General features: G+C 71.6%; 19 protein-coding genes. 4 read left to right on the top strand and 15 right to left on the bottom strand.

What is annotated here, in order from left to right; genetic code table 11:
* Nucleotides 1–4 precede the first annotated feature (4 nt).
* The 5 genes from ACH4DZ_RS32655 to ACH4DZ_RS32635 all read right to left on the bottom strand — a co-directional run bounded on the left by ACH4DZ_RS32655 (nt 5) and on the right by ACH4DZ_RS32635 (nt 10,330).
* A complete protein-coding gene (locus tag ACH4DZ_RS32655; RefSeq protein WP_398291260.1) occupies nt 5–4,465 on the bottom strand; it encodes an FtsK/SpoIIIE domain-containing protein in 4,461 nt (1,486 codons plus the stop codon).
* Nucleotides 4,466–4,653: 188 nt separating this feature from the next.
* Nucleotides 4,654–4,992 (bottom strand): hypothetical protein, encoded by a 339-nt coding sequence (locus ACH4DZ_RS32650; protein WP_398291258.1) that lies wholly within the window; start codon nt 4,990–4,992, stop codon nt 4,654–4,656.
* A gap of 201 nt (nt 4,993–5,193) precedes the next feature.
* Nucleotides 5,194–7,449 (bottom strand): PQQ-binding-like beta-propeller repeat protein, encoded by a 2,256-nt coding sequence (locus tag ACH4DZ_RS32645; RefSeq protein WP_398291256.1) that lies wholly within the window; start codon nt 7,447–7,449, stop codon nt 5,194–5,196.
* A 121-nt stretch (nt 7,450–7,570) separates the two neighbouring features.
* Nucleotides 7,571–9,328, bottom strand: coding sequence for a serine/threonine-protein kinase (locus tag ACH4DZ_RS32640; protein WP_398291254.1), 1,758 nt, complete (start codon nt 9,326–9,328; stop codon nt 7,571–7,573).
* Nucleotides 9,329–9,448: 120 nt separating this feature from the next.
* On the bottom strand, nt 9,449–10,330 hold the full coding sequence (locus ACH4DZ_RS32635) for a menaquinone biosynthetic enzyme MqnA/MqnD family protein (RefSeq protein WP_398291252.1): 882 nt from the start codon (nt 10,328–10,330) through the stop codon (nt 9,449–9,451).
* Nucleotides 10,331–10,701: 371 nt separating this feature from the next.
* Here ACH4DZ_RS32635 and ACH4DZ_RS32630 point away from each other — a divergent pair, with 371 nt between their 5' ends.
* Nucleotides 10,702–10,905, top strand: a complete 204-nt coding sequence (locus tag ACH4DZ_RS32630; RefSeq protein WP_016645643.1) for a cold-shock protein — start codon at nt 10,702–10,704, stop codon at nt 10,903–10,905.
* Between the two features lie 137 nt (nt 10,906–11,042).
* Here ACH4DZ_RS32630 and ACH4DZ_RS32625 read toward each other — a convergent pair whose 3' ends face one another.
* Entirely contained in the window at nt 11,043–12,959 is a 1,917-nt protein-coding gene (locus ACH4DZ_RS32625) for an AMP-dependent synthetase/ligase (RefSeq protein WP_398291250.1), read from the bottom strand.
* A gap of 191 nt (nt 12,960–13,150) precedes the next feature.
* Entirely contained in the window at nt 13,151–14,422 is a 1,272-nt protein-coding gene (locus ACH4DZ_RS32620) for an acetyl-CoA C-acetyltransferase (protein ID WP_398291652.1), read from the bottom strand.
* 204 nt (nt 14,423–14,626) lie between these two features.
* Between ACH4DZ_RS32620 and ACH4DZ_RS32615 the strand changes: the two genes are divergently transcribed.
* Both ACH4DZ_RS32615 and ACH4DZ_RS32610 read left to right on the top strand, forming a co-directional pair.
* Nucleotides 14,627–16,009 (top strand): 3-oxoacyl-ACP reductase, encoded by a 1,383-nt coding sequence (locus ACH4DZ_RS32615; protein WP_398291248.1) that lies wholly within the window; start codon nt 14,627–14,629, stop codon nt 16,007–16,009.
* Between the two features lie 567 nt (nt 16,010–16,576).
* A complete protein-coding gene (locus tag ACH4DZ_RS32610; protein ID WP_398291246.1) occupies nt 16,577–17,509 on the top strand; it encodes a MaoC family dehydratase in 933 nt (310 codons plus the stop codon).
* Between the two features lie 43 nt (nt 17,510–17,552).
* On the opposite strand, the gene ACH4DZ_RS32605 is transcribed toward ACH4DZ_RS32610, so the two are convergent.
* The 4 genes from ACH4DZ_RS32605 to ACH4DZ_RS32590 all read right to left on the bottom strand — a co-directional run bounded on the left by ACH4DZ_RS32605 (nt 17,553) and on the right by ACH4DZ_RS32590 (nt 20,042).
* On the bottom strand, nt 17,553–18,293 hold the full coding sequence (locus ACH4DZ_RS32605; RefSeq protein WP_398291244.1) for a TetR/AcrR family transcriptional regulator: 741 nt from the start codon (nt 18,291–18,293) through the stop codon (nt 17,553–17,555).
* A gap of 82 nt (nt 18,294–18,375) precedes the next feature.
* Nucleotides 18,376–18,726: a DUF4229 domain-containing protein gene (locus ACH4DZ_RS32600; protein WP_398291242.1), complete on the bottom strand. Its 351-nt coding sequence runs from the start codon at nt 18,724–18,726 to the stop codon at nt 18,376–18,378.
* Nucleotides 18,727–18,833: 107 nt separating this feature from the next.
* Nucleotides 18,834–19,367 carry a GNAT family N-acetyltransferase gene (locus ACH4DZ_RS32595; RefSeq protein WP_398291240.1) on the bottom strand — a complete coding sequence of 178 codons (534 nt, stop codon included), beginning with the start codon at nt 19,365–19,367 and terminating at the stop codon, nt 18,834–18,836.
* A gap of 114 nt (nt 19,368–19,481) precedes the next feature.
* Nucleotides 19,482–20,042: a DUF308 domain-containing protein gene (locus tag ACH4DZ_RS32590; RefSeq protein WP_398291650.1), complete on the bottom strand. Its 561-nt coding sequence runs from the start codon at nt 20,040–20,042 to the stop codon at nt 19,482–19,484.
* Between the two features lie 163 nt (nt 20,043–20,205).
* Here ACH4DZ_RS32590 and ACH4DZ_RS32585 point away from each other — a divergent pair, with 163 nt between their 5' ends.
* A complete protein-coding gene (locus ACH4DZ_RS32585; protein WP_398291238.1) occupies nt 20,206–20,802 on the top strand; it encodes a TetR/AcrR family transcriptional regulator in 597 nt (198 codons plus the stop codon).
* 205 nt (nt 20,803–21,007) lie between these two features.
* Here the strand turns inward: ACH4DZ_RS32585 and mqnE are convergent, their stop codons facing one another.
* The 4 genes from mqnE to ACH4DZ_RS32565 form a co-directional block, all read right to left on the bottom strand.
* Nucleotides 21,008–22,171, bottom strand: a complete 1,164-nt coding sequence (mqnE, locus tag ACH4DZ_RS32580; RefSeq protein WP_398291236.1) for an aminofutalosine synthase MqnE — start codon at nt 22,169–22,171, stop codon at nt 21,008–21,010.
* Nucleotides 22,172–22,246: 75 nt separating this feature from the next.
* On the bottom strand, nt 22,247–22,702 hold the full coding sequence (locus ACH4DZ_RS32575; RefSeq protein WP_107020870.1) for an Lrp/AsnC family transcriptional regulator: 456 nt from the start codon (nt 22,700–22,702) through the stop codon (nt 22,247–22,249).
* A gap of 55 nt (nt 22,703–22,757) precedes the next feature.
* Nucleotides 22,758–23,432, bottom strand: coding sequence for a UbiX family flavin prenyltransferase (locus tag ACH4DZ_RS32570; RefSeq protein WP_398291234.1), 675 nt, complete (start codon nt 23,430–23,432; stop codon nt 22,758–22,760).
* A 51-nt stretch (nt 23,433–23,483) separates the two neighbouring features.
* Nucleotides 23,484–23,981, bottom strand: a complete 498-nt coding sequence (locus ACH4DZ_RS32565) for an Lrp/AsnC family transcriptional regulator (RefSeq protein WP_398291232.1) — start codon at nt 23,979–23,981, stop codon at nt 23,484–23,486.
* Nucleotides 23,982–24,015 lie beyond the last annotated feature (34 nt).

Genomic DNA, 24,015 nt, shown 5'->3' with positions numbered 1-24,015 from the left:
GCCGCTAGGGCCTGTCCGGCAGCACCGCCTGCGCCGGCATGGCTTCCCCGCTCCGGACGAACAGTCCGCGCCCGGTCGGGCCGCCGCCGCTGTTCGACGAGACGCGGATGTTGAACATCTCGCCGTCCGCCGTGCCCTGGGGAGAGAGCAGGAAGCCGTTGCGCGAACGGCGTGCCTGCACCACGGAACCTCGGTACTGGGAGGACAGCGTGTCGACCGCGCCTGCCATGATCAGGCCGAGACCGCCGTCCATACCGCGGCGCAGTTCCTCCTCAAGGGCCTCGTCGAGCGGGGTGTCGTAGATCAACTCGGCGTCGTCCACCAGGATGACGTACGGCCCCCGCGCACCGCCCGTCAGCGCCTGGAGGTCGTCAGCCGAGCCCTCGCTGTCGAGCGTTCCGAGGACGCCTGGCTCCGAGGCCAGGTCCCGCAGGGGTGAACGCCTCGGGGTGATCAGGACGACCTCGGTGCCACGGCTCAGCAGTGACATCGCCGCCACCACCAGGGTGCTGGAGCGCCCCGACTTCGGCGGACCCGAGATGACGAAGCCGGGCCCCGCCTCCTCCAAGTCCACGCCGAGCGGCGACAGTTCGTCCCCGCCGGCCGCGAAGAGGGCCCACAGACCCGACGGCGGAACGAAGTCGGGCTGCAGCGCCATGGCCTCCGACGCCTTGAGCCGCGCCGGCAGTACGTCGACCCGGATGGGCCTCTGGTGCGGGGCCGGGCGGGCCCAGGTCTGCGCCGCCACCCGTGCGATCTCCTGCAGTGCCGCCACCTGCGCCTGTCCGCTCGGGTTCTCCGCGAGCAGCGCGATCTGGCTCTCCTGCACCCCGTCGTCGGTCCCCTTGAGGGCCCGGCCGGACGGCACCTCCTTGGGCACGTCCTTCGGCGTGATGCCCGCGAACGAGTAGTCCTGCGGGTCGGCGAGCCTCAGCACGAGCCGCTCGGCGAAGGAGCTGGAGATCTCTCCCATCAGGCCGCTTCGGTCCGTGGCGAGAACGACCTTGACGCCGACGGCGGCACCCTCGCGGAACAGCCGCTTCGCCGCTTCGACGAGACGCCCGTAGTCGTAGTTCTCGAACGCCAGACGGAAGGCGTCCCATCCGTCGATCAGGACGACCATCCACGGCAGGCGGTCCTCGGGCTCAGCGGCCGCACGCTGCTCGGCCGCGCTCGACTGGCCCTTCTCCGCGAGGAACATCTGCCGTCGCGTGACCTCGTCGAGAAGGCGTCCCAGCAGCCGGTCGACACGAGCCGTCTGGTCACGGGTGACGACCGCCCCGCAGTGCGGGAGGCTGGTCAGCGGGAGCAGCGCGTTGGCTCCGCAGTCGATTCCGTAGAGGTGGACGTCGCTCGGTGCGCAGTTCTGCGCGAGGGCTCCCGCGACGGTCCGCAGGGCGGTCGACCGCCCGGAGCGCGGACCACCCGCGATCATCAGGTGCTCCCCGTCGGTCAGGTCGAGCGCGAGTGCCGCGCGGGCCTGCTGGGCCGGCAGGTCGGTGAGCCCGAAGGCCACGGGGCGGACCGTGTCGGCGCCGGGTCCGGCCTCGGGCGGAGCGGGCAGCTCGGAGGTCAGTACCTGCGAGGGAATCGGCGGGAGCCACGGGCTGCGGGGTTGCGCACAGCCGAGTTGCCGCGCCCCCGCGCTGATGGCCTCCACCAGTACGGCCAGGTCCGTCACCATCGTGCCGTCGTCGCCGTCCGCCTGTGCGGCTCGCGGCGGCGGATGCCCGTACGCCACCCAGTCCAGGAAGTTCAGCGTGACCTGGGGTGCCGTGTCGTGGCCGGGCCGCCGTCCACCGATACGCGCGGACTGCACACCGATGAGTGACTGGGCCCCGGACCGTACGTAGCAGCGCCCCGGGGTCGCCTTCGAGATGTTGCCCGAGTCGGGGGCGTCGATGACATCGCGCGACTCCTCGCCGTTGGTGACGCGCAGCGCGATACGGAGGTTGGTGTTGGCCCGGATGTCCTGGCTGACCACACCCGCCGGGCGCTGGGTGGCGAGCAGGAGGTGCACGCCGAGCGACCGGCCCCGCCTCGCGATGTCCACCAGGCCGGCGATGAAGTCGGGAAGCTCCGCGACCAGCGAGGCGAACTCGTCGATGACCAGCATGAGCCGTGGCATGGGTTCGAGGTCGGACCGCAGCCTGCGGGCGTCGTTGTAGTCCTCGATGTCCTTGGTCTCGGCCTCGAAGAGGATCTCCTCACGGCGCCTGAGCTCCGCGGCGAGCGAGGCGAGTGCGCGCTCCGTCAGATGGGCGTCGAGGTCGCTCACCATGCCGACGGTGTGCGGCAGTCGTGCGCAGTCCTGGAAGGCGCTTCCGCCCTTGTAGTCGATGAGTACGAAGTTGAGGGCATCCGGGGTGTTGCCCACCGCCAGCGAGGCGATGACGGTCTGCAGCAGCTCCGACTTACCGGCGCCGGTCGTGCCGGCGATCAGGGCGTGCGGCCCGTCCCGCCGGATGTCCAGGACGAAGGGTCCGTCGGCGGCCAGTCCGATCGGTGCGGCCGTCGTCGCCCCGCCGCGCTGCCAGATCCTGGCGATGTCGGCGCCGGTGGGGTTGGGCATCTCCAGCAGATCGAGCAGCCGGGCGGCCGTGGGCAGTGCGCTGTCGGCGTCGTCGCGGCTCACGTCCACCACGGGTGCGAGAGCGCGGGCCACGCGTTCGCACCAGGCGATGGAGACCTGGTCCGCCAGTACGTCGCCGGCGGCCTCGTATCCGTATCCGCGCAGGTGGACGCGGGTGGCCGACTCCAGGGTCCAGCAGATCGCGGTGCGGCACTCCTCCGGCAGCAGCCGTTCGTCCTCGTCCACGCAGAGCGCGAAGATCCCGTGGGCCGGGCCCTCCTGGAGCAGCTGGGGAACACCGGGCACCCTGCGCAGCAACCGGGCGCCGTCGAGGACGAGCAGTACCTGCGCGTCGGGGCGCAGGACGTTCAGACCGCCGTTCTCCTTGGCGACCGCCTGCCGTCTGGTGAGTTCCGCGAGGAGTTCGGCGATCCTGCGCGAGATGGACTCCGCGTCGGTGCCCATCAGGGCGACGCAGTTCTGGCCCTGCTGAGGGCTCGTGTGGGGCAGCCACTGTGCCCAGCTCCAGTTCTGTGCCGCGTCCGGCGCCGAGGAGAGCACCACCAGGGAGAGGTCGCGGGGGCTGTGCAGCACGGCCGCCTGGGCGGTCATCCAGCGGGCGCCGGCCACAGCCCGCGCCCTGTCTCCCGCGATGCCGACCACACCGAGCTCCGCGAAGGGCAGTGTCAGCGGCACGTCGGTCACCACCGGAGGCTCGGGTTCCTCCGCGTCCGAGGCGGCGTTGCGGGCGTTGGCGACGTCGATCTCCGCACGGAGATCGCTGAAGCCGACCCGCAGATGCATCGCGTCCGGGTCGGTGATCCGGCGTTCCCACAGGCGCCGCCGCGGACCGGTGGCGAACAGCAGGAGCTGGCCCGGATCCGGGTAGGCCTCGCGCCTGCGGCGCTGGTCCAGCTCGCTCAGCCGCACGACCTCGGCCTCGTGCTCGGCCTTGGCCTTCCGGTACTCCTTCATGGCGGCCCGGTACTTCTTCTTGCCGTGACGCCTGTCGCTGACCCACTGACCGAAGATCATGAGGGGTGACAGAAGGCAGAACAGCAGCATGTAGATCATCTTGGTGACGAAGTACATGCCCACCCCGAAGAAGAGGGGGAGGATCGCCGAGATGAGCTGGAACCGCTGTGCCTCGTCCTTTTTCGGCGGTGCGGGAACGACGAGCCGCGGGTTGGCTCTGGGTGAGGTCAGGCGCGGCGGGCGGTTGTAGGCCAGACCGCCCGCTCCCGCGGGTGAGAGGTGGGCGTCGGGCTCGCCGACCTCGGAGAGGCTGAACAGTGATTCGCCGGACTTCAGCAGGACACCGGGCTGCCACTCCTGCGGGGCGGACACCGGCGCGTCGTCCAGGACCAGTTCGGCGCCGTCATAGGGAGCGATCTCCACCCGCCCCTTGACGTCGACGGTCACTCGCGCCGCCAGCTGCGCCAGACAGGGGTCCTCGACGGAGAGCGTGGCGGTAGGTGCGGAGCCGATCGTGCTGACCCCGGCGGAGAGGCGGGCCACTCGGCCGGCCCCGGCACCACCGCTGACGGTGACCTCGTACCGGCCGACGGGTTCGCCGCTGACCATGAAGGGGCCGACGGACGGGTCGGTGGTGAGGCGCACGCCGTCCCGCAGCGCACTGCCGATCTTCGCGTCCGGCGCACAGAGCCTGCCGTCCACCCACAGTCCGGCTCCGGCCGTCGGCCGCTGCCACGAGGGGGCCTGACCAGGGAGGGGTGTCACCACCCCCTGAGCCGCGAACGTCGCGGGGCCGCCCCGCACACGGAGCCGTTCCACCGCCGCGGCGACCTCGGCCGCGGTCGTACCGTCGTCGACGTTGATGACCGCGTCCTGTGGTGCGACTCCCTCCCGGACCACGGTTGCCCGCACTCGCATCGGGACGTGTCCCCTCCCCCTTGGGATCCCGCAGGTGATCCTGCAGGTCATGATCTGAAAATACGCAGTCCAGAGCCTAGCTGGCACTGGTCGGCTGTTCGGGTGCATCGCCTGTGCACATTCCGGGGAGGCCTGGCGCCGTGGCAGGCAATGTTCGTCCCGTCGCGCAGACATTGCCTGCCACGGCACTAGCCGGGGCGCCCGTTCTCCTCCACGGCCACCGTCGGAGCGAAGGTGCGCAGAGCCTCGGTCAGGCGCTCGCGGTCGAGGGTCCACAGGTTGATGTGCCTGCTCGCCAGGAAGACCTCGTGATCGACATGGCCTGCCAGCCGGCCGGTCTGCTCCCGCGTCAGCTCGGAGTTGGGGCCCGGCAGTGCGGGCGCGCCCGCCCTGCGGCGAAGGCCCACGTAGCGCATCGGCGTCAGCGCGGCGGTCTCCTGCTGCCACAGCACCACCGCCTCGACATCTCCCCAGGGAACGAAGGCGGTCTGACTCGCGTATCTGGCGGGCGCACCCCCCAGGGTCACGCCGCTCCCATCGACGCGGAACGCGACAAGCCGCTTCGTCCATGCGCCGCTGAGCAGCTGAAAAGGTGTCCAGGTGAACTGGACTTCGTACGCTGAAGTCGAATCTGCAGACATGCTGATCGCAATCGCTCGGGTTCGCCGGTCCTCCGGGGCTGCCTGTGCTCAAGGACTGCCCGGAGGGCACGAACTGTCTGGTGTCCCTCACACCGCCGGCAGCGCATAGACCTCATACCCATGCGTGGCCAGCAGCCGGTTCCCGGAGATCGTGACCTGCCACGGCTCCCCGGGATCCTTGTTGTCGTTGTAGACCCAGCGGGCCCGGCCGGTCTTCGCGTCCAGCGCGAAGACCCCGCCCCCGTCCATGGCCGAGGCTCCGTACAGGGTGCCGCCCGCCCGGAGGAACTGGGCGGGTGCCTGGTCGGCGCCCGGGTCCTCGCAGAGCCAGAGCTTCCTGCCCGTCCCGACGTCGGCCGCCCATACGCCGCCGTCGTGGTCGGCGGTGTAGAGGACACCGTCGACGACCGTCGGGTTGTCGAAGCCGCGACGGCCGTTCGGGGACAGGGTCCAGCGGGACCTCCCCGTCTCGACGTCGATCGCCGTCAGGGTGGTGCCGGGGAGGAGGACGAGGCCCGCGCCGGGAGCGACCGTGGGCCGCCAGGTCCAGTCGTCCCCGATCTTCTTCGTCCACAGCTGGGTGCCCGTGGCCGTGTCGCGGACGGTGAGGTTGCGGCTGGAGTCCGCGTAGACGAGGTGCTTGCCGGAGACCGTTCCCTCGACGTCGTAGTCGGCGGTGCCCCAGTCGCGCTTCTGCAGCCACACCTTCTTGCCCGTGGAATGGCTGATGGCGGCGACACCCGTGCGGTAGTCCGTGGCGCTTCGGGAGTCGGCGTAGTCGGTCACCGTGACGTAGACGTTCTTCGCGTCGATCGCGATCGTCTTCTCGACCTTGAGATCCTCGCCGAGGCGGCTGCGCCAGGCTTCCTCACCCGTCGTCGCGTCCAGTGCCTTGAGCACGCCGCTGGTGTCGGTGTCCGCCATGTACAGCCTGCCGTCGGCGAGCAGCAGCGGGGCGCCGAACGGCAGCACGTCCTTACGGGACCAGCGCTGCTTGCCCGACCTCACGTCGTACGCCACCAGCGGGTCGCCGCTGATGAACAGCAGTCCGCCGTGGGTCAGCAGCCGCTCGGTCGTGGCGATGCTGTCCTCGGCGACCGACTTGTGCCACAGGGGCTGCGGGGCCGTACCCGCCGGCGGTGTCGTGAAGTCCTCCGCGTCCGCCCCGGCCGCGGGCTCGGCCGTTCCCCCTCCGGCAGCCGCCGAGGCCCCGTCCTTCCCGGCCCCGTCGTCCTTCCCGCTCAGCCACCAGGCGGTACCGCCGCCCGCCGCGGCCACGCCGGCAACGCCCGCGGCGAGACCGAGGAACCGCCGACGGGACGCGGCCTGAGCCGCAGGCGCAGTCACAGGCGCAGGCGCGGGCGCAGCCTGTCCGTATCCCGGTGCAGCGATCGGCATCGTCGGCGGCGGTCCGAACCCTGAAGTCGACAGCACCTCCGCCGGTTCCGGCGCCTCCAGGTCCAGGATCCCCGCCGCGTGCGTCGCGATCGTCGAGGCGACCGCCGACGGCAGCCAGTCGGTGAGCAGGCCCTCGACTCCGCCGGGTGCCAGAGCGGCCACGATCTCGGCGGGTGCGGGACGCCGCGCAGGATCCTTCAGCAGGCAGGCGCGGATCAGGCCGACGAGCGACTGCGGTACGCCGGTGACATCCGGTTCGCCGTGGACGACCTGGTAGAGCAGCGCGGCGTGTGAGGCGGCACCTTCGCCGAAGACGTTGCGGCCCGTAGCGGCGAAGGCGAGTACGACGCCGAGCGAGAAGACGTCACCGGCGGTACCGACGTCCCGCCCCATGGCCTGCTCGGGCGACATGTAGCCGGGCGAGCCGACCACGACTCCCGTCTGCGTCATACGGTTGCCGTCCACCGCCCGCGCGATGCCGAAGTCGATGACACGCGGACCGTCCGCCGCCAGCAGGACGTTGGACGGCTTGAGGTCCCGGTGGACCAGGCCCGCGGCGTGGATCTCCTGAAGGGCCGCGGCGAGGCCGGCGCCCAGCGCACGGACCGTTCGCTCGGGCAGCGCGCCGTGCGCCTCCACGACGTCCGTCAGATCGGGGCCGAGGACGTACGCGGTCGCGAGCCACGGCAGTGCCGCGTCCGGGGCCGCGTCCACGACCGGGGCCGTGTAGCGGCCGGAGACCGCGCGGGCCGTCTCGACCTCGTGCTGGAAACGGTTGCGGAAGTCGGGATCGGCGGCCAGCTCCGGTCGTACGACCTTGACGGCGACCGTGCGACCACCCGGTGAGCGCGCGAGGTAGACCCGCCCCATGCCTCCCGCGCCGAGTCTCCCCAGCAACCGGTAGCTGCCCAACTCCCGTGGATCGTCGGGCCGCAGTGTCTCCATGGTCGAGCCTTCCCCGTGTACCGACTACCAACGTTCGCTATCGCAGACACAGTAGTGATCACCGGGGCGGGCGGGACGCGCGGGGAGTCGGGGGCGCCTGCCGCTCGGCCCTGCCCGCGCGCTACCCGACCTTGGACATCCGAGCCACCGGATCCCCCGCATCCGCGTTGTCCGTCTCGTAGCGCAGGTCGTCGCCGACCGGGACCAGGCGGACCTCGTGGCGGCCCGTCGTGCACTCGGACGTGGTGGACGGCTTGGCCACGCTCGTGGCGATCAGCTGTCCGGCTGTCACCTTCTTGAGGTAGAGGTCGGTGTCGCAGGTACCGCCGATGAGGTCGGTCTGGCGGAACGTGCCGAGCCGCTCGCCCTTCTCCGCCTGGCGGACCGTCACCCGGAAGGTGCCCATGGGGAGCTTGCCGTCGAGGGCGAAGCCGTCGCCCTCCCAGGTGCCGAGGTACGACGTGGGGACGGCGCTGCTCCCGGTCGAGGGGGCGGCGCTGGCCGCGGGCGGTGTTCCGGCGGGGCCCGCGTCGCTGCTGTCGTCCGTTCCGGTGCCCGGCAGCAGGTCGAACACGAACACCGAGCCGAACGTCACCGCCGCCAGCGCCCCGGCCACCGCAAGGGCGACCGTGCAGCTCAGCTTGCGTCCCCGGCCGCCCGCGCCCGGCACGGAGGCCGCGGCCACACTCACCGACACCTTCCCGGCGGCGGGGGTGGGGGCGGACGTGGAAGCGCGCGGACCGTTGTCGTCCCGCGGCTGCGGTACGTACGTGGGGGCGCCGGGAGCGTAGGGCGAGTACGGGGAGTAGGACGCGTACGAGGGGTCCGGCGGGCCGAAGACCCCGGGCGCCCCTCCCTCCCCCGCCGCACCGGCCTCCGAAGCACTGTCCACCGAAGGCCTGCCCACGGACCCCGACGGGCTGTCCACCGAGGGACTGCTGAAGCCCACCGGTCCCGACGGCGCCGCCTCCGCCGCCCCGTCCGCCACCTCCAGGTTCAGCAGCCGTACGGCGCTGCGGCTGACCTGTTCCACCAGGGGGCCCGGCAGCCATCCCGCCGCCACCAGCCGTGCCGCGCCCTCCGGGGCCAGTGCGGTCGCGAGGGCCGCCGGGGACGGGCGCGCGGCCGGGTCCTTGGCGAGGCACCCGGCCACCACCTCCCGCAACCCGCCGGAGAGCCCGCCCAGTTCGGGCTCCTCGTGGACCACCTTGTAGAGCAGGGCGGCCGAGGAGTCGCCGGGGAACGGGGACGAGCCCGTCGCCGCGTACGCCAGTACCGCGCCGAGCGAGAAGACGTCGGCCGCGCCGGTGACGCCCTTGCCGAGGATCTGCTCGGGCGACATGTAGCCCGGCGAGCCGACGGAGACGCCCGTCGAGGTGAGGGACGCCGTGCCGTCGGTCGCGCGGGCGATGCCGAAGTCGATGAGCAGCGGTCCGTCGAGGGTCAGCAGCACGTTCGACGGTTTGACGTCGCGGTGGACCAGGTCCAGGCCGTGCACCGCCGCCAGCGCCTCCGCGAGGCCGGCACCGAGGACGCGTACCGAGTGGTCGGCGAGGGCGCCCGTGCCGGTGACCGCGGCGGTCAGCGTGGGACCCGCGGCGTAACCGGTCGCCACCCACGGGACCGGGGCGTCCGGGTCGGCGTCGAGGACCGGGGCCGTGTACGCGCCGCCCACCCGCCGCGCGGCCTCCACCTCGCGGCGGAACCGGGCGCGGAACTCCTCGTCGAGCGCGAAGTGCGGGTGCACGATCTTGACCGCGACGGTCCGGCCGCCCGCGCTGCGGCCCAGGTAGACGCGGCCCATCCCGCCGGAGCCGAGCCGGCCGAGCAGCCGGTAGGGCCCCACCGCGGTGGGTTCATCGACATCGAGCGGCCGCATGCGCCGCACCTCCCCCGTCCCCCGTATACCCGTGCGCGTATGCCGGTCGTCCCCCGGGCGATGCGCACGCACTCCAGCAGGGTAGTGCCGCACGCCCCGCGGACTCAGGGCCCGGGCGGCTCAGGGCTCCAGCAGGTCGACCTTCACGTCCGGCGCGAAACCGGTCGTGGGCCCCACCCGCCGGGCGAACTCCGTGACCGCTTCCAGCTGCGGCGCTCCGAAGCGGAAGTCGAGCGTCGTGAAGTAGCGCTCCAGGACGCTCTCGTCGAAGGCCTCCCAGCGGGCCGCCTGCTCGGCGACCTTGCCGACCTCCTCCAGGGACAGGTCGCGGGAGGCGAGGAAGGCCTCGTGGACCTTGCGGGTGAGGACCGGCTCGCGTTCCAGGTAGTCGCGGCGGGCGGCCCAGACCGCGAAGACGAAGGGCAGCCCCGTCCACTCCTTCCAGAGGGCGCCGAGGTCGTGCACCTGGAGGCCGTAGCGCGGGCCGTCCAGCAGATTGGCGCGCAGGGCGGCGTCGCCGATCAGCACCGCCGCGTCGGCCTCCTGCATCATCAGGCTCAGGTCGGGCGGGCAGGTGTAGTAGGACGGCTCCACGCCGTACCGCTCCGACAGAAGGAGCTGCGCCAGGCGTACGGACGTACGCGAGGTCGAGCCGAGGGCGACGCGGGCGCCGTCCAGCTGGTCCAGCGGGACCTGGGAGACGATCACGCAGGACATCACGGGGCCGTCGCAGCCGACCGCGATGTCGGGGAAGGCCACCAGCTCGTCGGCGTGCTTGAGGAACTCGACGAGGGTGATGGGCCCGATGTCGAGATCGCCCCGTACGAGCTGCTCGCTGAGCTTCTCCGGGGTGTCCTTGGTGAGCTCGAAGTCGAGCAGTGTGCCCGTTCTCGCGAGTCCCCAGTACAGGGGCAGGCAGTTCAGAAACTGGATGTGGCCGACGCGCGGCCGTGAGCGGCGGGCGTCGGGACGCCCCTCGGGAGACTCAGGAGAATTGTCCACATCGCGAGGCTAACCCTCATGAGGTACGGTGCAGGATCCAGGGTGCCCGAGTGGAGTACGAAACCGCTTCCACCTCCCGTGTCAACCCCTGTGACACCGAGTGATACCGCTACGTCAGCCCCTCCGGCGGGCCCGCCAAACTTCCGGGTGACGTGATCTTGCCCTCTATTGCTTTCGGCTGCCCTCCTGGGTAAGGTCGTCCGCAAGTTGCAGTTTGGTTTCCCTTGCAGTACAGAGCCTGCGGAGCATGTGACCGCGGGCTCTCGTCGTTTTCAGACGAATGCAGTTGTTTACAAGGTTTTGTTCACAAGCTTTTGTTTACACCTTGCAGGTTCTGGAGCAGGGCAACCCTTTGGGCCCAAGGAGGGCTTATGGCTACCGGAACCGTGAAGTGGTTCAACGCCGAAAAGGGCTTTGGTTTCATTGCCCAGGAAGGCGGCGGCCCGGACGTCTTCGTCCACTACTCCGCGATCAACGCGAGCGGATTCCGCTCCCTCGAAGAGAACCAGGCGGTTACCTTCGACGTGACCCAGGGTCCGAAGGGCCCGCAGGCGGAGAACGTCACCCCCGCCTGATCCTTCGGCTGAGTCCGGGCTCCCTGAGCCCCACACTCTGATCCGGAACCTAGAAGCAAGACCCAAGGAGCCCCTCACCGTCAGGTGAAGGGGCTCCTGCCTTTTCCCTGCTCGCTCTTTTCCCTTCGCTCTTTTCCCTACTCGCTGCCGAGTGCGCCGTCGTACATCGTCTCGATCTCCGCGGCGAACTCCCGGGTCACCACCGCGCGGCGGAGTTTCATCGTCGGGGTCAGATGTCCGGCCGTCTCCGTGAAGTTGAGGGGCAGGACGGTGAAGCGGCGGACGGATTCCGCGCGGGAGACGAGGCGGTTGGCGTCGTCGACCGCCCGCTGGAGGACGGTGAGCAGGTCGGGGTCGCTGACCAGGGTGGCCGCCGGGGCCTCCGCCCTGCCGGTCATCCGGCACCAGTGGGCGATGCCCTCGCCGTCCAGGGTGACCAGCGCGGTGACGTACGGGCGGTTGTCGCCGATGACGACGCACTGGCTGATGAGGGGATGCGCGCGGAGCCAGTCCTCCAGCGGCGCGGGCGCGACGTTCTTGCCGCTGGTGGTGATCAGGATGTCCCTCTTGCGGCCGGTGATGGTGAGGTAGCCGTCGTCGTCCAGCTCGCCGATGTCACCGGTGGCGAACCAGCCGTCCTGGGCCGCCGGGACCACTCCGCCCGCCTGCGGGTCCCAGTAGCCGCGGAACACCTGGTTGCCGCTCAGCAGGATCTCGCCGTCCTGGGCTATCCGCACCCGGGTGCCGGGCAGCGGCCAGCCGACCGTGCCCAGACGCGGCCGGTGCGGGTAGGTGAGGGTCGCCGCGGCCGTGGACTCGGTGAGGCCGTAGCCCTCGTACACCTGGATGCCGGCGCCGGCGTAGAAGGAGGCGAGGCGGCGGCCGAGCGGGGAGCCGCCGCAGATCACCTGGCGGACCTTGCCGCCGAGGGCCGCGCGGATACGGCGGTAGACGAGGGGGTCGTAGACGGCGCGGGCCGCTCTGAGTTTCGCGCTCGGCCCGGAGCCCGTGCCGTGCTGCTGGGCCTCCAGCGCCACCCCGTAACCGCGGGCCACCCGGGCGGCGCGGTCGAACGAGGCGGCGCGGCCCATCCTCTCGGCGGTCGCGCGTCCGCTGTTGTAGACCTTCTCCAGCACGTACGGGATGGCCAGCAGGAAGGTCGGGCTGAAGCCCGCGAGGTCGGCCAGCAGTTCCTCCGTACGGATGCTCGGCGCGTGGCCCAGGCGGACCCGGGCGCGCATACAGGCGACGGCGACCATCCGGCCGAATACGTGTGAGAGTGGGAGGTAGAGGAGCGTGGACGCGGGCTCCTTGAAGGTGGACCTGAAGACCGGGTGGAGCAGTTCGACGGCGTTGTCGACCTCGGCGAAGAAGTTGCCGTGGGTCAGCGCGCAGCCCTTGGGGCGCCCGGTGGTGCCGGAGGTGTACATGACCGTCGCGAGCGAGTCGGGCCCGAGGACCCCGCGGCGTACGGCGACCTCCTGGTCGGGGACGTCCCGGCCCAGCTCGGCGAGGCGGTCCGTGTGCCCCTTCTCGAAGACCCACATGTGCCGGACGTCGGGCAGCCGGTCGCGTTCGGGGCCGAGCGCGGCGGCCTGCGACACATGCTCGACGGCGATCGCCACCGCGCCCGAGTCCTGGAGGATCCAGCGCGTCTGGAAGACGGACGAGGTCGGATAGACGGGGACGGTCACCAGGCCCGCGGCCCACGCGGCGAAGTCCAGCAGCGTCCACTCGTACGTCGTACGCGCCATGATCGCGAGGCGGTCGCCGGGCATCAGGCCCTCGGCGATCAGCCCCTTGGCGACCGCGAGCACCTGGTCGGCGAACTCGGCCGCCGTGACGTCCTGCCAGCGGCCGTCCGGACCCTTGCGGCTGAGCACCGGGTCGTTCGGCACCTGGTCCGCGTTGTCGAACGGGATGTCCGCGAGCGAGCCGTGCGTCACGGGCAGGATCAGCGGGGGGACCGAGACCTCTCGCACGACCCCGTCCAGCCGCCTGACCTCGGGTTCCGGTAGGGCGGGCTGGGGGCGGGAAGAGGGATCTCGGGACACGGGCGGCTCCTTACTCTCGTACTTCTCCCATTACGGACCCGTGAACGGGCAGGTTCACCCGGGAAACCGGGGGGCTTGTGTGCACAAGAGTGAGAGGTTGGTGCGTGTTCGGACGGCTGTTCATCTTTTGCCGACGGGTTGGGCATGGATGGGCGTCGCCCAGGGACGAAGGTCGCGTGCGCCGGCGCGTCTCATGGGCGTTCGAGGATCGCCGTCACGCCCTGGCCGCCCGCCGCGCAGATCGAGATCAGGCCGCGGCCGGGCCCCTCCCGCTCCGCGAGCAGTTTCGCCAGGGTCGCCACGATCCTCGCCCCGGTGGCCGCGAAGGGGTGGCCGGTCGCCAGTGACGAGCCCGCCACGTTGAGCCGGGCCCGGTCGGCCCGGCCGAGACCCTGCTTCTCCCAGGCCGCGAGGGTGGCGAGCACCTGCGACGCGAACGCCTCGTGCACCTCGACGAAGTCGAAGTCGTCGAGGGCGAGCCCGGCCCGTTCCAGCATGCGCGGGACCGCGTGGGCGGGTGCCATGAGCAACCCGTCCTCCCCGCCGGCCACGTCCCCCGCCACGAAGTCGACGGCCGCCGTCTCGTACGCCGTCAGGTACGCGAGGGGGGTCAGACCGCGCTTGGACGCCCACGCGTCGCTCGCGAGGAGCACGGTGGCCGCGCCGTCGGTCAGGGGCGTCGAATTACCGGCCGTCATGGTCGGGTTGGGGCCCTGTACGCCGAACACGGGCTTCAGGGCGGCCAGTTCGGCGACCGTCGAGCCGGGGCGGAGGTTCTGGTCCCGCTCCAGTCCCCGGAAGGGCACGACGAGGTCGTCGAAGAAGCCGCGTTCGTAGGCGGCGGCGAGCCTCTGGTGGCTGGCCGCCGCCAGTTCGTCCTGCGCCTCCCGGGTGACGGCCCACGTCCGGGCGGTGACCGCCGCGTGCTCGCCCATCGAAAGCCCGGTACGCGGCTCGGCGTTGCGCGGGATCTCCGGGACGAGGTGGCCGGGGCGGACGCGGGCGAGCGCCTTCAGCCGGGCGCCCGCCGACTTGGCGCGCCGGACCTCCAGCAGGATGCGCCGCAGTTGGTCGTTGACGCCGAGCGGGGCGTCGCTTGCCGTGTCCGCGCCGCCCGCGACGGCGGACTCGGTCTGGCCGAGGGTGATCTTGTTGGCCGCCGCGACGACGGCCTGGAGGCCGGTGCCGCAGGCCTGCTGGATGTCGTACGCGGGGGTGCGGGCGTCGAGCCGTGAGCCGAGCACGGTCTCCCGGGCGAGGTTGAAGTCGCGGCTGTGCTTGAGGACGGCACCGGCCACCAACTCCCCCACCGCGCCCGGCTCTTCGAGCCCGAAGCGGTCCACCAGGCCGTCGAGGGCCGCGGCCAGCATCTCCTGGTTGGAGGCGGTGGCGTACGGGCCGTCGGAGCGCGCGAAGGGGATGCGCGTACCGCCGACGACCGCGACGCGGCGCGGCTCCGGCATACGGAGGGGCCCGGCGGCGGCGGGGGCGGGGCCTACGGCGCGGAGTGGCCGGGGTGTGCGAGTGGGTTCGACGGGGCTCATCTCGACCTGCTCCCTCACGGTGACGTAGCATTACCTCGGGTAACCTTACTCCAGAGTAAGCAAGGAGTGGGCGCCCGCGCGAGCCTGCGCCCGCGCGCATCCGACCCAGCTGGGAGCTGAACCATGGCCGACCGCTATCTGAGCCTCACCGGCACCGCGCCCGGCCGCTTCCTGACCCGGCGGCTCGGCCTGCCCCAGCCCGCGCGGCTACGGCGGTGGAGCGCCGAACGGCCCACCCTGCAAGGGCGGTTGCTGCATCTCACGGCGGGCAAATCCGACCTCGACCTGGCGCCCGGCCTCGCGCTCGCGGGGCTGGACCTGGACCTCGTGCCGGCCGGCTCGGCGCTGGACCTGGGCACGGAGAACCCGGTCGCCGTCGTCCTCGACGCCACCGGCGTCCGTGACGTCGACACGCTCGCCGAGGTCCACGCGGCCCTCCACCCCGCCGTCCGGTCGGTCGCCGGGAGCGGGCGGATCGTGGTGCTCGGCTCGCCCCCGGACCCCGCCGACCACCACCAGGCCGCCGTGCAGCAGGGCCTCGAAGGGTTCGTACGGTCGCTCGGCAAGGAGATCGGGCGGGGCAGGACCGTGAATCTCGTACGGCTCACGGACGCGCGCGCCGCCGAGTCGACGTTCCGTTTCCTCCTCTCACCCCGGTCGGCGTACGTCAGCGGACAGGTGATCGAGGTCGGAGGCGGTGACGGTGCGGGTGCGGGTGCGGGTGCGGGATCCGGTGCGGGATCCGGTGAGATGGTGGCCCCCGCGGACTGGGGCAGGCCGCTCGCCGGGCGGACCGCCCTGGTCACCGGGGCCGCGCGCGGGATCGGTGAGGCCGTCGCCGCGACGCTCGCGCGGGACGGGGCGCGGGTGGTGTGCCTGGACGTGCCCGCCGCCGGGTCCGACCTGGCCGCGGTCGCCGGACGGCTCGGCGGGGTCGCCCTCGCGCTGGACATCACGGCGGCCGACGCGGGGGCGCGGATCGCCGACGCGCTGCCCGAAGGGCTGGACGTCCTCGTCCACAACGCGGGGATCACGCGGGACCGACGGCTGGTCAACATGCCTGCCGAGCGCTGGAGTTCGGTGCTCGACGTCAACCTCGCGAGTGTGCTGCGCACCACCGACGCGCTCCTGACCGGCGGCACGCTCCGGCCGGGCGGGCGGGTCGTGGCGACCGCGTCCATCGCCGGGATCGCGGGCAACGCCGGCCAGACGAACTACGCCGCGTCCAAGGCGGGGATCGTGGGGCTCGTACGGTCCCTCGGGCCGCGGGCGCTCTCGGAGTACGGCGTGACCGTGAACGCCGTCGCGCCCGGTTTCATCGAGACGCGGATGACGGCCGCGGTGCCGTTGTTCATCCGGGAGGCGGGGCGGCGGATGAACTCGCTCGCGCAGGGCGGGCTGCCGGTGGATGTCGCCGAGACGACGGCGTGGTTCGCGAGTCCGGGGTCGGGGGCGGTCAACGGGCAGGTCGTGCGGGTGTGCGGGCAGAGCTTGTTGGGAGCGTGAAGGGGTTGCCTGCGGCGCTTGCCGAGATGACGGACCGCTGCCGGGTGCGGGCCGGTGGGGGCCGGTCGCGCAGTTCCCCGCGCCCCTTGAAAGCGGGCCGCTGCCGAGTGCGGGCACGTCGTAGCTGGGCGCGCAGTTCCCCGCGCCCCTTGGAAGCGGGCCGCTGCCGCGTGCGGGCGCGTCGTGGCCGGGCGCGCAGTTCCCCGCGCCCCTTAAAAGCGGGCCGCTGCCGGGCGCGGGTGCCTCGTGGCTGGGCGCGCACGTTCCCCGCGCCCCTTGAAAGCGGGCCGCTGCCGGGTGCGGGCGCGTCGTGGCTGGGCGCGCAGTTCCCCGCGCCCCTTGAAAGCGGGCCGTTGTCGGGTGCGGGTGCCTCGTGGCTGGGCGCGCAGTTCCCCGCGCCCCTTGGAAGCGGGCCGCTGTCGGGTGCGGGTGCGCTGTTTCTCGTGGTCCTTGGGGGCGTGGTCTTTTGTTTTTGGGGGCGCGGGGAACTGCGCGGTCAGCCCCCACCGGCCCGCACCCGGCATCAGCCCCCGGGCGCGGCCCTGTCGTGGAGGAGGAGAGTTCGAGATGGGTGACCTGGTGGATGTGGATGTGGATGTCGTGAACAGTGGGACTCGTACGCGTACCCTCGGGCGTTCGCCGTCGTTGTGGCCCCTGCTCGCCCGGGGAGCGGCGCTCTCCCCGTTCAAGCGGCCCCGGGCCGGAGTCACCGCCCCCCGTACCCGTCTGGTCCTCCCCGGCGTCCGGGTCGATCTGGGCAGGCTCGCCGCGTACGAGCGCGCCTGTGGGTTCGGGGTGGGGGCGGACGAGCTGCCGCTGACCTATCCGCATGTGCTCGGCTTCCCGGCGGCCATGCGGCTGATGAGCGGGCGGACGTTCCCGCTGCCGCTGCTCGGACTGGTGCACACGTCCATCGGGATCACTCAGCACAAAGCGCTCACGGCCACCGGAGCGTACGAACTCGCCGTGTGCGTGGACGACTTGGTGCCCCACAGACGCGGCACCGAGGCCGTCGTCGTGACCGAGGCGAGAGCGGACGGTGAACTCGTGTGGGAGTCACGCAGCACGTATCTGGCACGGCACGCCGTCGAGCCCGCGGGACCCGCAAGCGTCGCCGAGCAGGCCGTCGCGGGGCGGCTTCGCGGACAGGCCGCGGCGGCGGAGCTCAAACCGCTGCCCGTGCTCGCCGAGTGGCATCTCGCGGGGGATGTCGGGCGGCGGTACGGAACCGCGTCCGGAGACCGCAATCCGATCCATCTGCACCCCCTCACCGCCCGGATGTTCGGCTTCCCCCGGACCGTCGCGCACGGCATGTGGACCGTGGCGCGCTGCCTCGCCGAGCGCGGGGCACCCCGAGCGGCCCGGCTACGGGCGGAGTTCAGGGCGCCGGTGCTGCTGCCGGGGACGGTGGCGTACGGGGCGAGGGGCAGTCGTTTCGAGCTGCGCGGGGCCGACGGCGGCCGACTGCATCTGACGGGGGAAGTGCTGCCGCTCACCTGACCGGGGCGGCACCACCGGACACTCCACCGGCGTGGCCCCTGATTCAGGGTCTCGGCCCGGCCGCCGCGGTCCGCACGGGCTCCGCGCCCTCCGGAGCGACGGCCGTCTCCGGGACCACGGCGGACTCCGGGGCCGCGGCGGTCTCCGGGGCCTCCGCCCACGGCTGCCCCTCCATCAGGTCGCCCAGGCCCGCCCACGCGAAGTTCATCAGGGTCGCGGCGGCCTGCCGGGCGGAGACCCCGGGGGTGGCGTTGGCCCAGGCGGCGAGGGACTCGGCGGCGCCGACGAGGGCTTCGGCGAGGCCCGCGACCTCGCGCTCGGGCAGCGAGGGGTTCCGGTGGGCCTCCCGCGCCGCCACCACGATCAGCTCGGTGACGAACGCCACGATCTCCTCGCGCATCGCGGTGATCTCGGCGGCGAAGGGCTCCCCGTGCGTACGCGCCTGACGGTGCAGCACCGCCCAGCCGTCCGGGTTCTGCGCGGTGTGCGTGAAGAACGCCCGCAGGCCTTCCCAGAGTTGGCGGTCGGCGGGCAGGTCGGGACGGACTCCGGCGCGTACGGCCGCGGTCAGGGCGGCGGCCTCACGCCGGATGCACGCGGTGAAGAGGTCTTCCTTGCTGTTCAGGTACAGGTAGACCAACGGCTTGGACACGCCTGCCAGATCGGCGATCTCGTCCATCGAGGCGGCCCGGTAGCCCCGCTGCCCGAAGGTCCGCACGGCGGCGTCCAGCATCTGCTGTTCGCGCACGGCACGGGGCATCCGCTTGCTCTTCACTGCACCCATACAGGAAAGAGTATGTTCTGCCGGCGGTTGCACCGGGGCGAGGTGCGATCCCATCGGGGCCGGGTGCGGTCCGCCGTCGCCTTCAGGCCGTCCGGCTCCGGGCGCCGGACACCTCACCGGGCACCTCGCCCGACGTCTCACCCGACGTCTTGCCCGAGGCCGCGTCCGCCGCCTCGTCCTCCTGGTTGCGGTTCGCCTCCAGGTTGGACTTCATACGGTCGACGCGCTCCACGACCTGCATCGAGGCGCGGTCGCGCTCCTTGCGGAGGACCACGAAGCTGATGGGCGCCGAGACGACCAGGGCGAGCATGACGACCCACATGCCGTTGGAGTCGCCGAGGCCGCGCGGAGCGACGCCGGAGTAGACGAGGCCCCAGACGACCACGAGGCAGCCCACGAAGATCCCCAGGCGCATCAGTGTGTAGCGGAGCATCTCAATCCACTCTTTCCGTTCCGAACTTCCCCAAGGCCACCGTCCAGTGAAGCACGCGCGGGCCGCGATCTTGTAGGGGGGTGTCGGGGGTGCGCGGCCCGCCCGTGTCAGTCGACGCGGCCCAGGGACAGCAGCATCGTGATGTCGTCCCGGTCGTCGCCCGCCGACACCCTGATCGCGTCCGGTACGCGGCCGACCTCCTTGTAGCCGCACGATCCGTAGAACCGCTCCAGGCCCTCGCCGCCCCGGCAGGTGAGCCGTATCGCCTCTATGCCGTCGAGACCTCGGGCGGCGTCGGCGGCAGCCGTGAGCAGGTCGCGGCCGTAGCCCCGACCCTGGTGCCTCGGGTGCACCATCACCGTGTACAGCCACAGCCAGTGCGTCATCAGGCGGTGGGTGTTGTGGGTGAGGAAGGCGGTCGCGGCGACGGTTCCGTCCTCGTCGCGGCCGATCAGGAGCCGGGTGCGGCCCTCGGCCATCGCGACGAAGTGCTTCACGAGCTCCGGCCGTACGGTCTCGCGCGAGACGGGAGGTACGAAGCCGACGGAGCCGCCCGCGTTGGACACGTCGGCCCACAGATCGGTGATGCCGTCTCGCAGGGCGGGACCGATGGAGGGGTCGAGCTCGAACGTAAGGGCCATGTGGGCAGATTACTTATTACCCGACCTGTGACTCAAGTGGCTGCCGTTCCCCAGGGCCTCGCGACCCTCACGGCCCTGACCGCGCTCACAGCGCTCACAGCCGAGCGGACGGGGTCACACGCCGTCGCGCGCGCGGCCCAGGCGGAGGGCGGAAACCAGGAAGAAGAGGCCGCCGAGGAAGGCGTAACCGGCGAGGTTCGACAGCGAGGCGTCGTCGCCGGCGGCCGAGGCGAAGAAGGACGCGCCCGCGAGGGTGGAGATGGCACCGCTCACGATCATCGGCCACTGACCGCCCAGCTTCCGCCGACGGGCGCCCGCGACGAGCTGGACGATTCCCGAGAGGACGGCCCAGGCTCCCCAGACCCGCAGAACGGCCGGGATACCGGACGTGGCGGCCACGGCCAGGCCGACGACCGCCACCGAGCTGATCGCGATGTTCACGAACAGCGCCGGGGCCGTGCCGCCGTCGGCCCTGGCGGCCCGGAGGTCGACGACCGCCGCCGCCACGTCGAACAGGGGGTAGATCACCAGCAGCGTCGCGCTCACCGGCCCCAGCGTGTCGGCGGTGGCGAACAGCAGGGCGGCCCACACCGCGGCGAAGGCGAAGCGCACGAAGTACAGCTTGCGCAGGGCCGCGGGAACGCCGGCGGGGGCCGTTCCGACGAAGGGGTCCACGGGGGAGTTCACGGAGGTGTCCACGGGAGTGCCTTTCAGCGAGGGCGATGACGATGACATCGACAGGGGGGGGAGAACGTTCGGTCTTGTCACAGCTAAGAGGCAGCCGTGCACGCCTGTCAAGACCGAACGTTCTCCCTCTTCGACTTGGTACGCTGAGGGCATGAGCAGGAATCCAGCGGGCGGCGGCGCCGGCGTCAGCACGTCCGAAGCGCGTACGCGGCTGCTGAACACCGCGACCAGGATCTTCTACGCGGAGGGGATCCACTCGGTCGGCATCGACCGGATCACCACGGAGGCGCAGGTCACCCGGGCCACGCTGTACCGGCACTTCGCGGGCAAGGAGGAACTCGTCCTCGCGTACCTCGATCAGGCGGACCAGGGCATCCGGGGCCAGATCGCCGCGGCGCGGGCGAGCAGCGAGTCACCGGTCGAGCAGGTCCGGGCCGTGGGCAGGTCCATCACGGAGGGCATCCGGTCCCCCGGGTTCCGCGGCTGCGCCTTCCTCAACGCGGCGGCCGAGTATCCCGACGCGGCCCAGCCCATCCACCAGGCCGTACTGGCCCACCGGCAGTGGTTCCTGAACACGGTGACGGAGCTGCTGGCCCGGACCGGCGACGAACCCGCGGAGGCGGGCGCCCGGCACCTCGTCATGCTGCGGGACGGCGCGATGGCGGCCGGCTGCCTCTTCGACCCGAACCTGATCTCCGAGACCTTCATGCAGGGCGTAGAGGGAATCATCCGGGTCCGCACCACCTGACCCCGCCCAGGGCAGCGCCCCAATGGGGGGCGCGGGGAACGGCGCAATCTTTTGCCCTGACGCGCACGGGCATCGGCGCCCCAAAGGGGCGCGGGGAACTGCGCACCCAGCCCCCACGCACCCGCAGAAGACCGCGAAAGCGAGGGGCTGGGCGGGGCGGGGCGTGGGGGCGGCAGCCCCCAGAAGGTCAGCCTCAGCCCAAAGATCAGAACCGCATAGGCTGCGGCGACTCCCGCCGGCCCGCGGCAGCGGCCTCGTACTCGCGAATGATCTCGTACCGAGTGTTCCGCTCCACCGGCCGGAACCCCGCGTCCCGGATCAGATCGAGCAGATCCTCACGCGTCAGCTTGTTCGGCGTGCCGTAGTTGTCGGCGTCGTGCGTGATCTTGTACTCGACGACCGACCCGTCCATGTCGTCCGCGCCGTGCTGCAGCGCGAGCTGCGCGGTCTGGACGCCGTGCATGACCCAGAAGACCTTGACGTGCGGCACGTTGTCGAAGAGCAGCCGGGAGACCGCGAAGGTCTTCAGGGCCTCCGCGCCGGTCGCCATCTGCGTACGGGCCTGCAGCCGGTTCCGTACCTTCCCGTCCTTCATGTCGACGAAGTCGTGCTGGTAGCGCAGCGGGATGAAGACCTGGAAACCGCCGGTCTCGTCCTGCAGTTCACGCAGGCGCAGGACGTGGTCGACCCGGTGGCGGGGCTCCTCGATGTGCCCGTACAGCATCGTGCACGGGGTCTTGAGGCCCTTCGCGTGCGCGAGACGGTGGATGCGCGACCAGTCCTCCCAGTGGGTGCGGTGGTCGACGATGTGCTGCCGGACCTCCCAGTCGAAGATCTCGGCGCCGCCGCCGGTGAGGGATTCGAGGCCCGCGTCGATCAGCTCGTCGAGGATCTCGGAGGCGCTGAGCCCGGAGATCGTCTCGAAGTGGTGGATCTCGGTGGCGGTGAAGGCCTTCAGGGAGACGTTCGGCAGGGCCTTCTTCAGCTCGCTGAGCGACCGCGGGTAGTAGCGCCACGGCAGGTTCGGGTGGAGCCCGTTGACGATGTGCAGCTCGGTGAGGTTCTCGCCCTCCATCGCCTTGGCGAGCTTCACCGCCTCCTCGATGCGCATCGTGTACGCGTCCTTCTCGCCCGGCTTGCGCTGGAACGAGCAGTAGGCGCACGACGCGGTGCACACGTTCGTCATGTTGAGGTGGCGGTTGACGTTGAAGTGGACGACGTCACCGTTCTTACGGGTGCGCACCTCGTGGGCGAGCCCGCCCAGCCAGGCCAGGTCGTCCGACTCGTAGAGCGCGACGCCGTCCTCGCGGGTCAGCCGCTCACCGGCCCGGACCTTGTCCTCCAGCTCGCGCTTGAGCCCGACGTCCATGCGTGTACCTCTCCCTGTGACCTGCGACGATTCGTGTGGATCGTGCAACCGTTCAACCGTACTCCCGCGCCCGTCCTACTCCTCCTCGGGCAGCTCGCCCACCCTGTTCTCCCACTTCGTGGAGAGCACGATGGTGGTACGGGTCCTGGAGACGCCCTTGGTCCCGGACAGCCGGCGGATGGTCCGCTCCAGGCCGTCCACGTCGGACGCCCGGACCTTGAGCATGTAGGAGTCGTCGCCGGCGATGAACCAGCAGTCCTCGATCTCGCCGAGGTCCTTCATCCGGCGTGCCACGTCCTCGTGGTCGGCGGCGTCGGAGAGGGAGATGCCGATGAGGGCGATGACGCCGAGTCCGAGCGAGGCCGAATCGACCGTCGCGCGGTAGCCGGTGATGACACCGGCCGCCTCCAGGCGGTTGATGCGGTCGGTGACGCTGGGCCCCGAGAGTCCGACGAGGCGTCCCAGCTCCGCGTAGGAGGCCCGCCCGTTCTCCCTGAGAGCCTGGATGAGCTGCCTGTCCACCGCGTCCATGCGATCGATAGCCTTCCGCTGAAAATTCCTGAAGTATGAGTGATTAGCGCTGTGTTCAGGTGGTGCGGGAGCCGCCGCCGAGTTCGCCCTCCCAGCGGCGGTAGAGCGTGTGCCCGACGCCCGCCGCGTCCAGCACGCGTCCGGCGACGAAGTCCACCAGGTCCTGGATGTGCGTGGCCCCCGCGTAGAACGCCGGGGAGGCCGGCAGCACGGTCGCGCCCGCGTCGTCGAGGGTCACCAGGTGACGCAGGGTCTGCCCGTTCAGCGGGGTCTCCCTGACGGCCACGACCAGCCGCCGCCTCTCCTTGAGGACGACGCTCGCGGCGCGCTGCAGCAGGTCCTTCGAGAGGCCGATCGCGACCCCGGCGACACAGGCGGTGGAGGCGGGCACGATGAGCATGCCCCGGGAGGGGTACGAGCCGGAGGACGGCCCCGCCGCCAGGTCCCCCGCGCTCCAGTGCCGTACGTCGTCGACGTCCACCGCGAACGTGCCGGGCTTGCCGTCGGCCCCCCGGCCGAGCCACTCCCGCAGGTCGTCCCGCCAGTGGGCGTCCCGGAAACTGATCCCGGTCTCGTCGAGCAGGGTGAGCCGCGAGGCCCGCGAGACGACGAGGTCGACGCTCTCACCGGCCGCGAGGAGAGCACGCAGCACGGCAGCGGCATACGGCGTTCCGGACGCGCCGGAGACCCCCACGATCCAAGGCCGACGCTCTGTTTCTCCTGCGTTCACACCTTGAGCCTACCGGCGCGACGCCACCGACCGAGCGGCAGCACAGGCCGTTCAGCGTGCCCTGCCCGTGAAGCGGGGGCGGTCGGGGCCGGCCGCCGGCTCGATGCGGCGGGACTGGACGTGCTCGTAGGCCATCGTGGTCTGCACGTCGGCGACCTCTCTGCGCTCGGTGAGGCGGTCGATGACGAAGGCGTACACGCCGTCGACGTCGGGGACCGCGATGTGCAGCAGGAAGTCGTGCGTGCCGGAGGTCACGAACAGCCCGATCACCTCCGGCAGACGTGCGGCCCATTCCCTGAACCCCTCGATGACGGGGCGGGCGGGGGGCCGGATGCGTACCGAGATGAGTGCCTGGACGGGCCGGCCGGCCGCGTCGAGGTCCAGGGCGGCGTGGTAGCCGGTGATCACCCCGCGTTCGCGCAGCAGCCGTACCCGCTCAAGCGAGGTGGAGGGCGAGACGCCGGTCTTGGCCGCGAGGTCGCGGTTGGTCTGCCGTGCATCGTTCTGCAGCTCCCGCAGGAGAGCCAGGTCGAGTGCATCAAGTTCCATGAAATCGACCCTACGGCGCACGAAGTGCGGCCAA

Origin of the sequence: Streptomyces sp. NPDC017991, from assembly GCF_044328075.1 — a bacterium.
Classification (GTDB): domain Bacteria; phylum Actinomycetota; class Actinomycetes; order Streptomycetales; family Streptomycetaceae; genus Streptomyces.
Note: the sequence above shows the minus strand (reverse complement) of the source record. Positions and strands in the feature narration are given on the sequence as shown.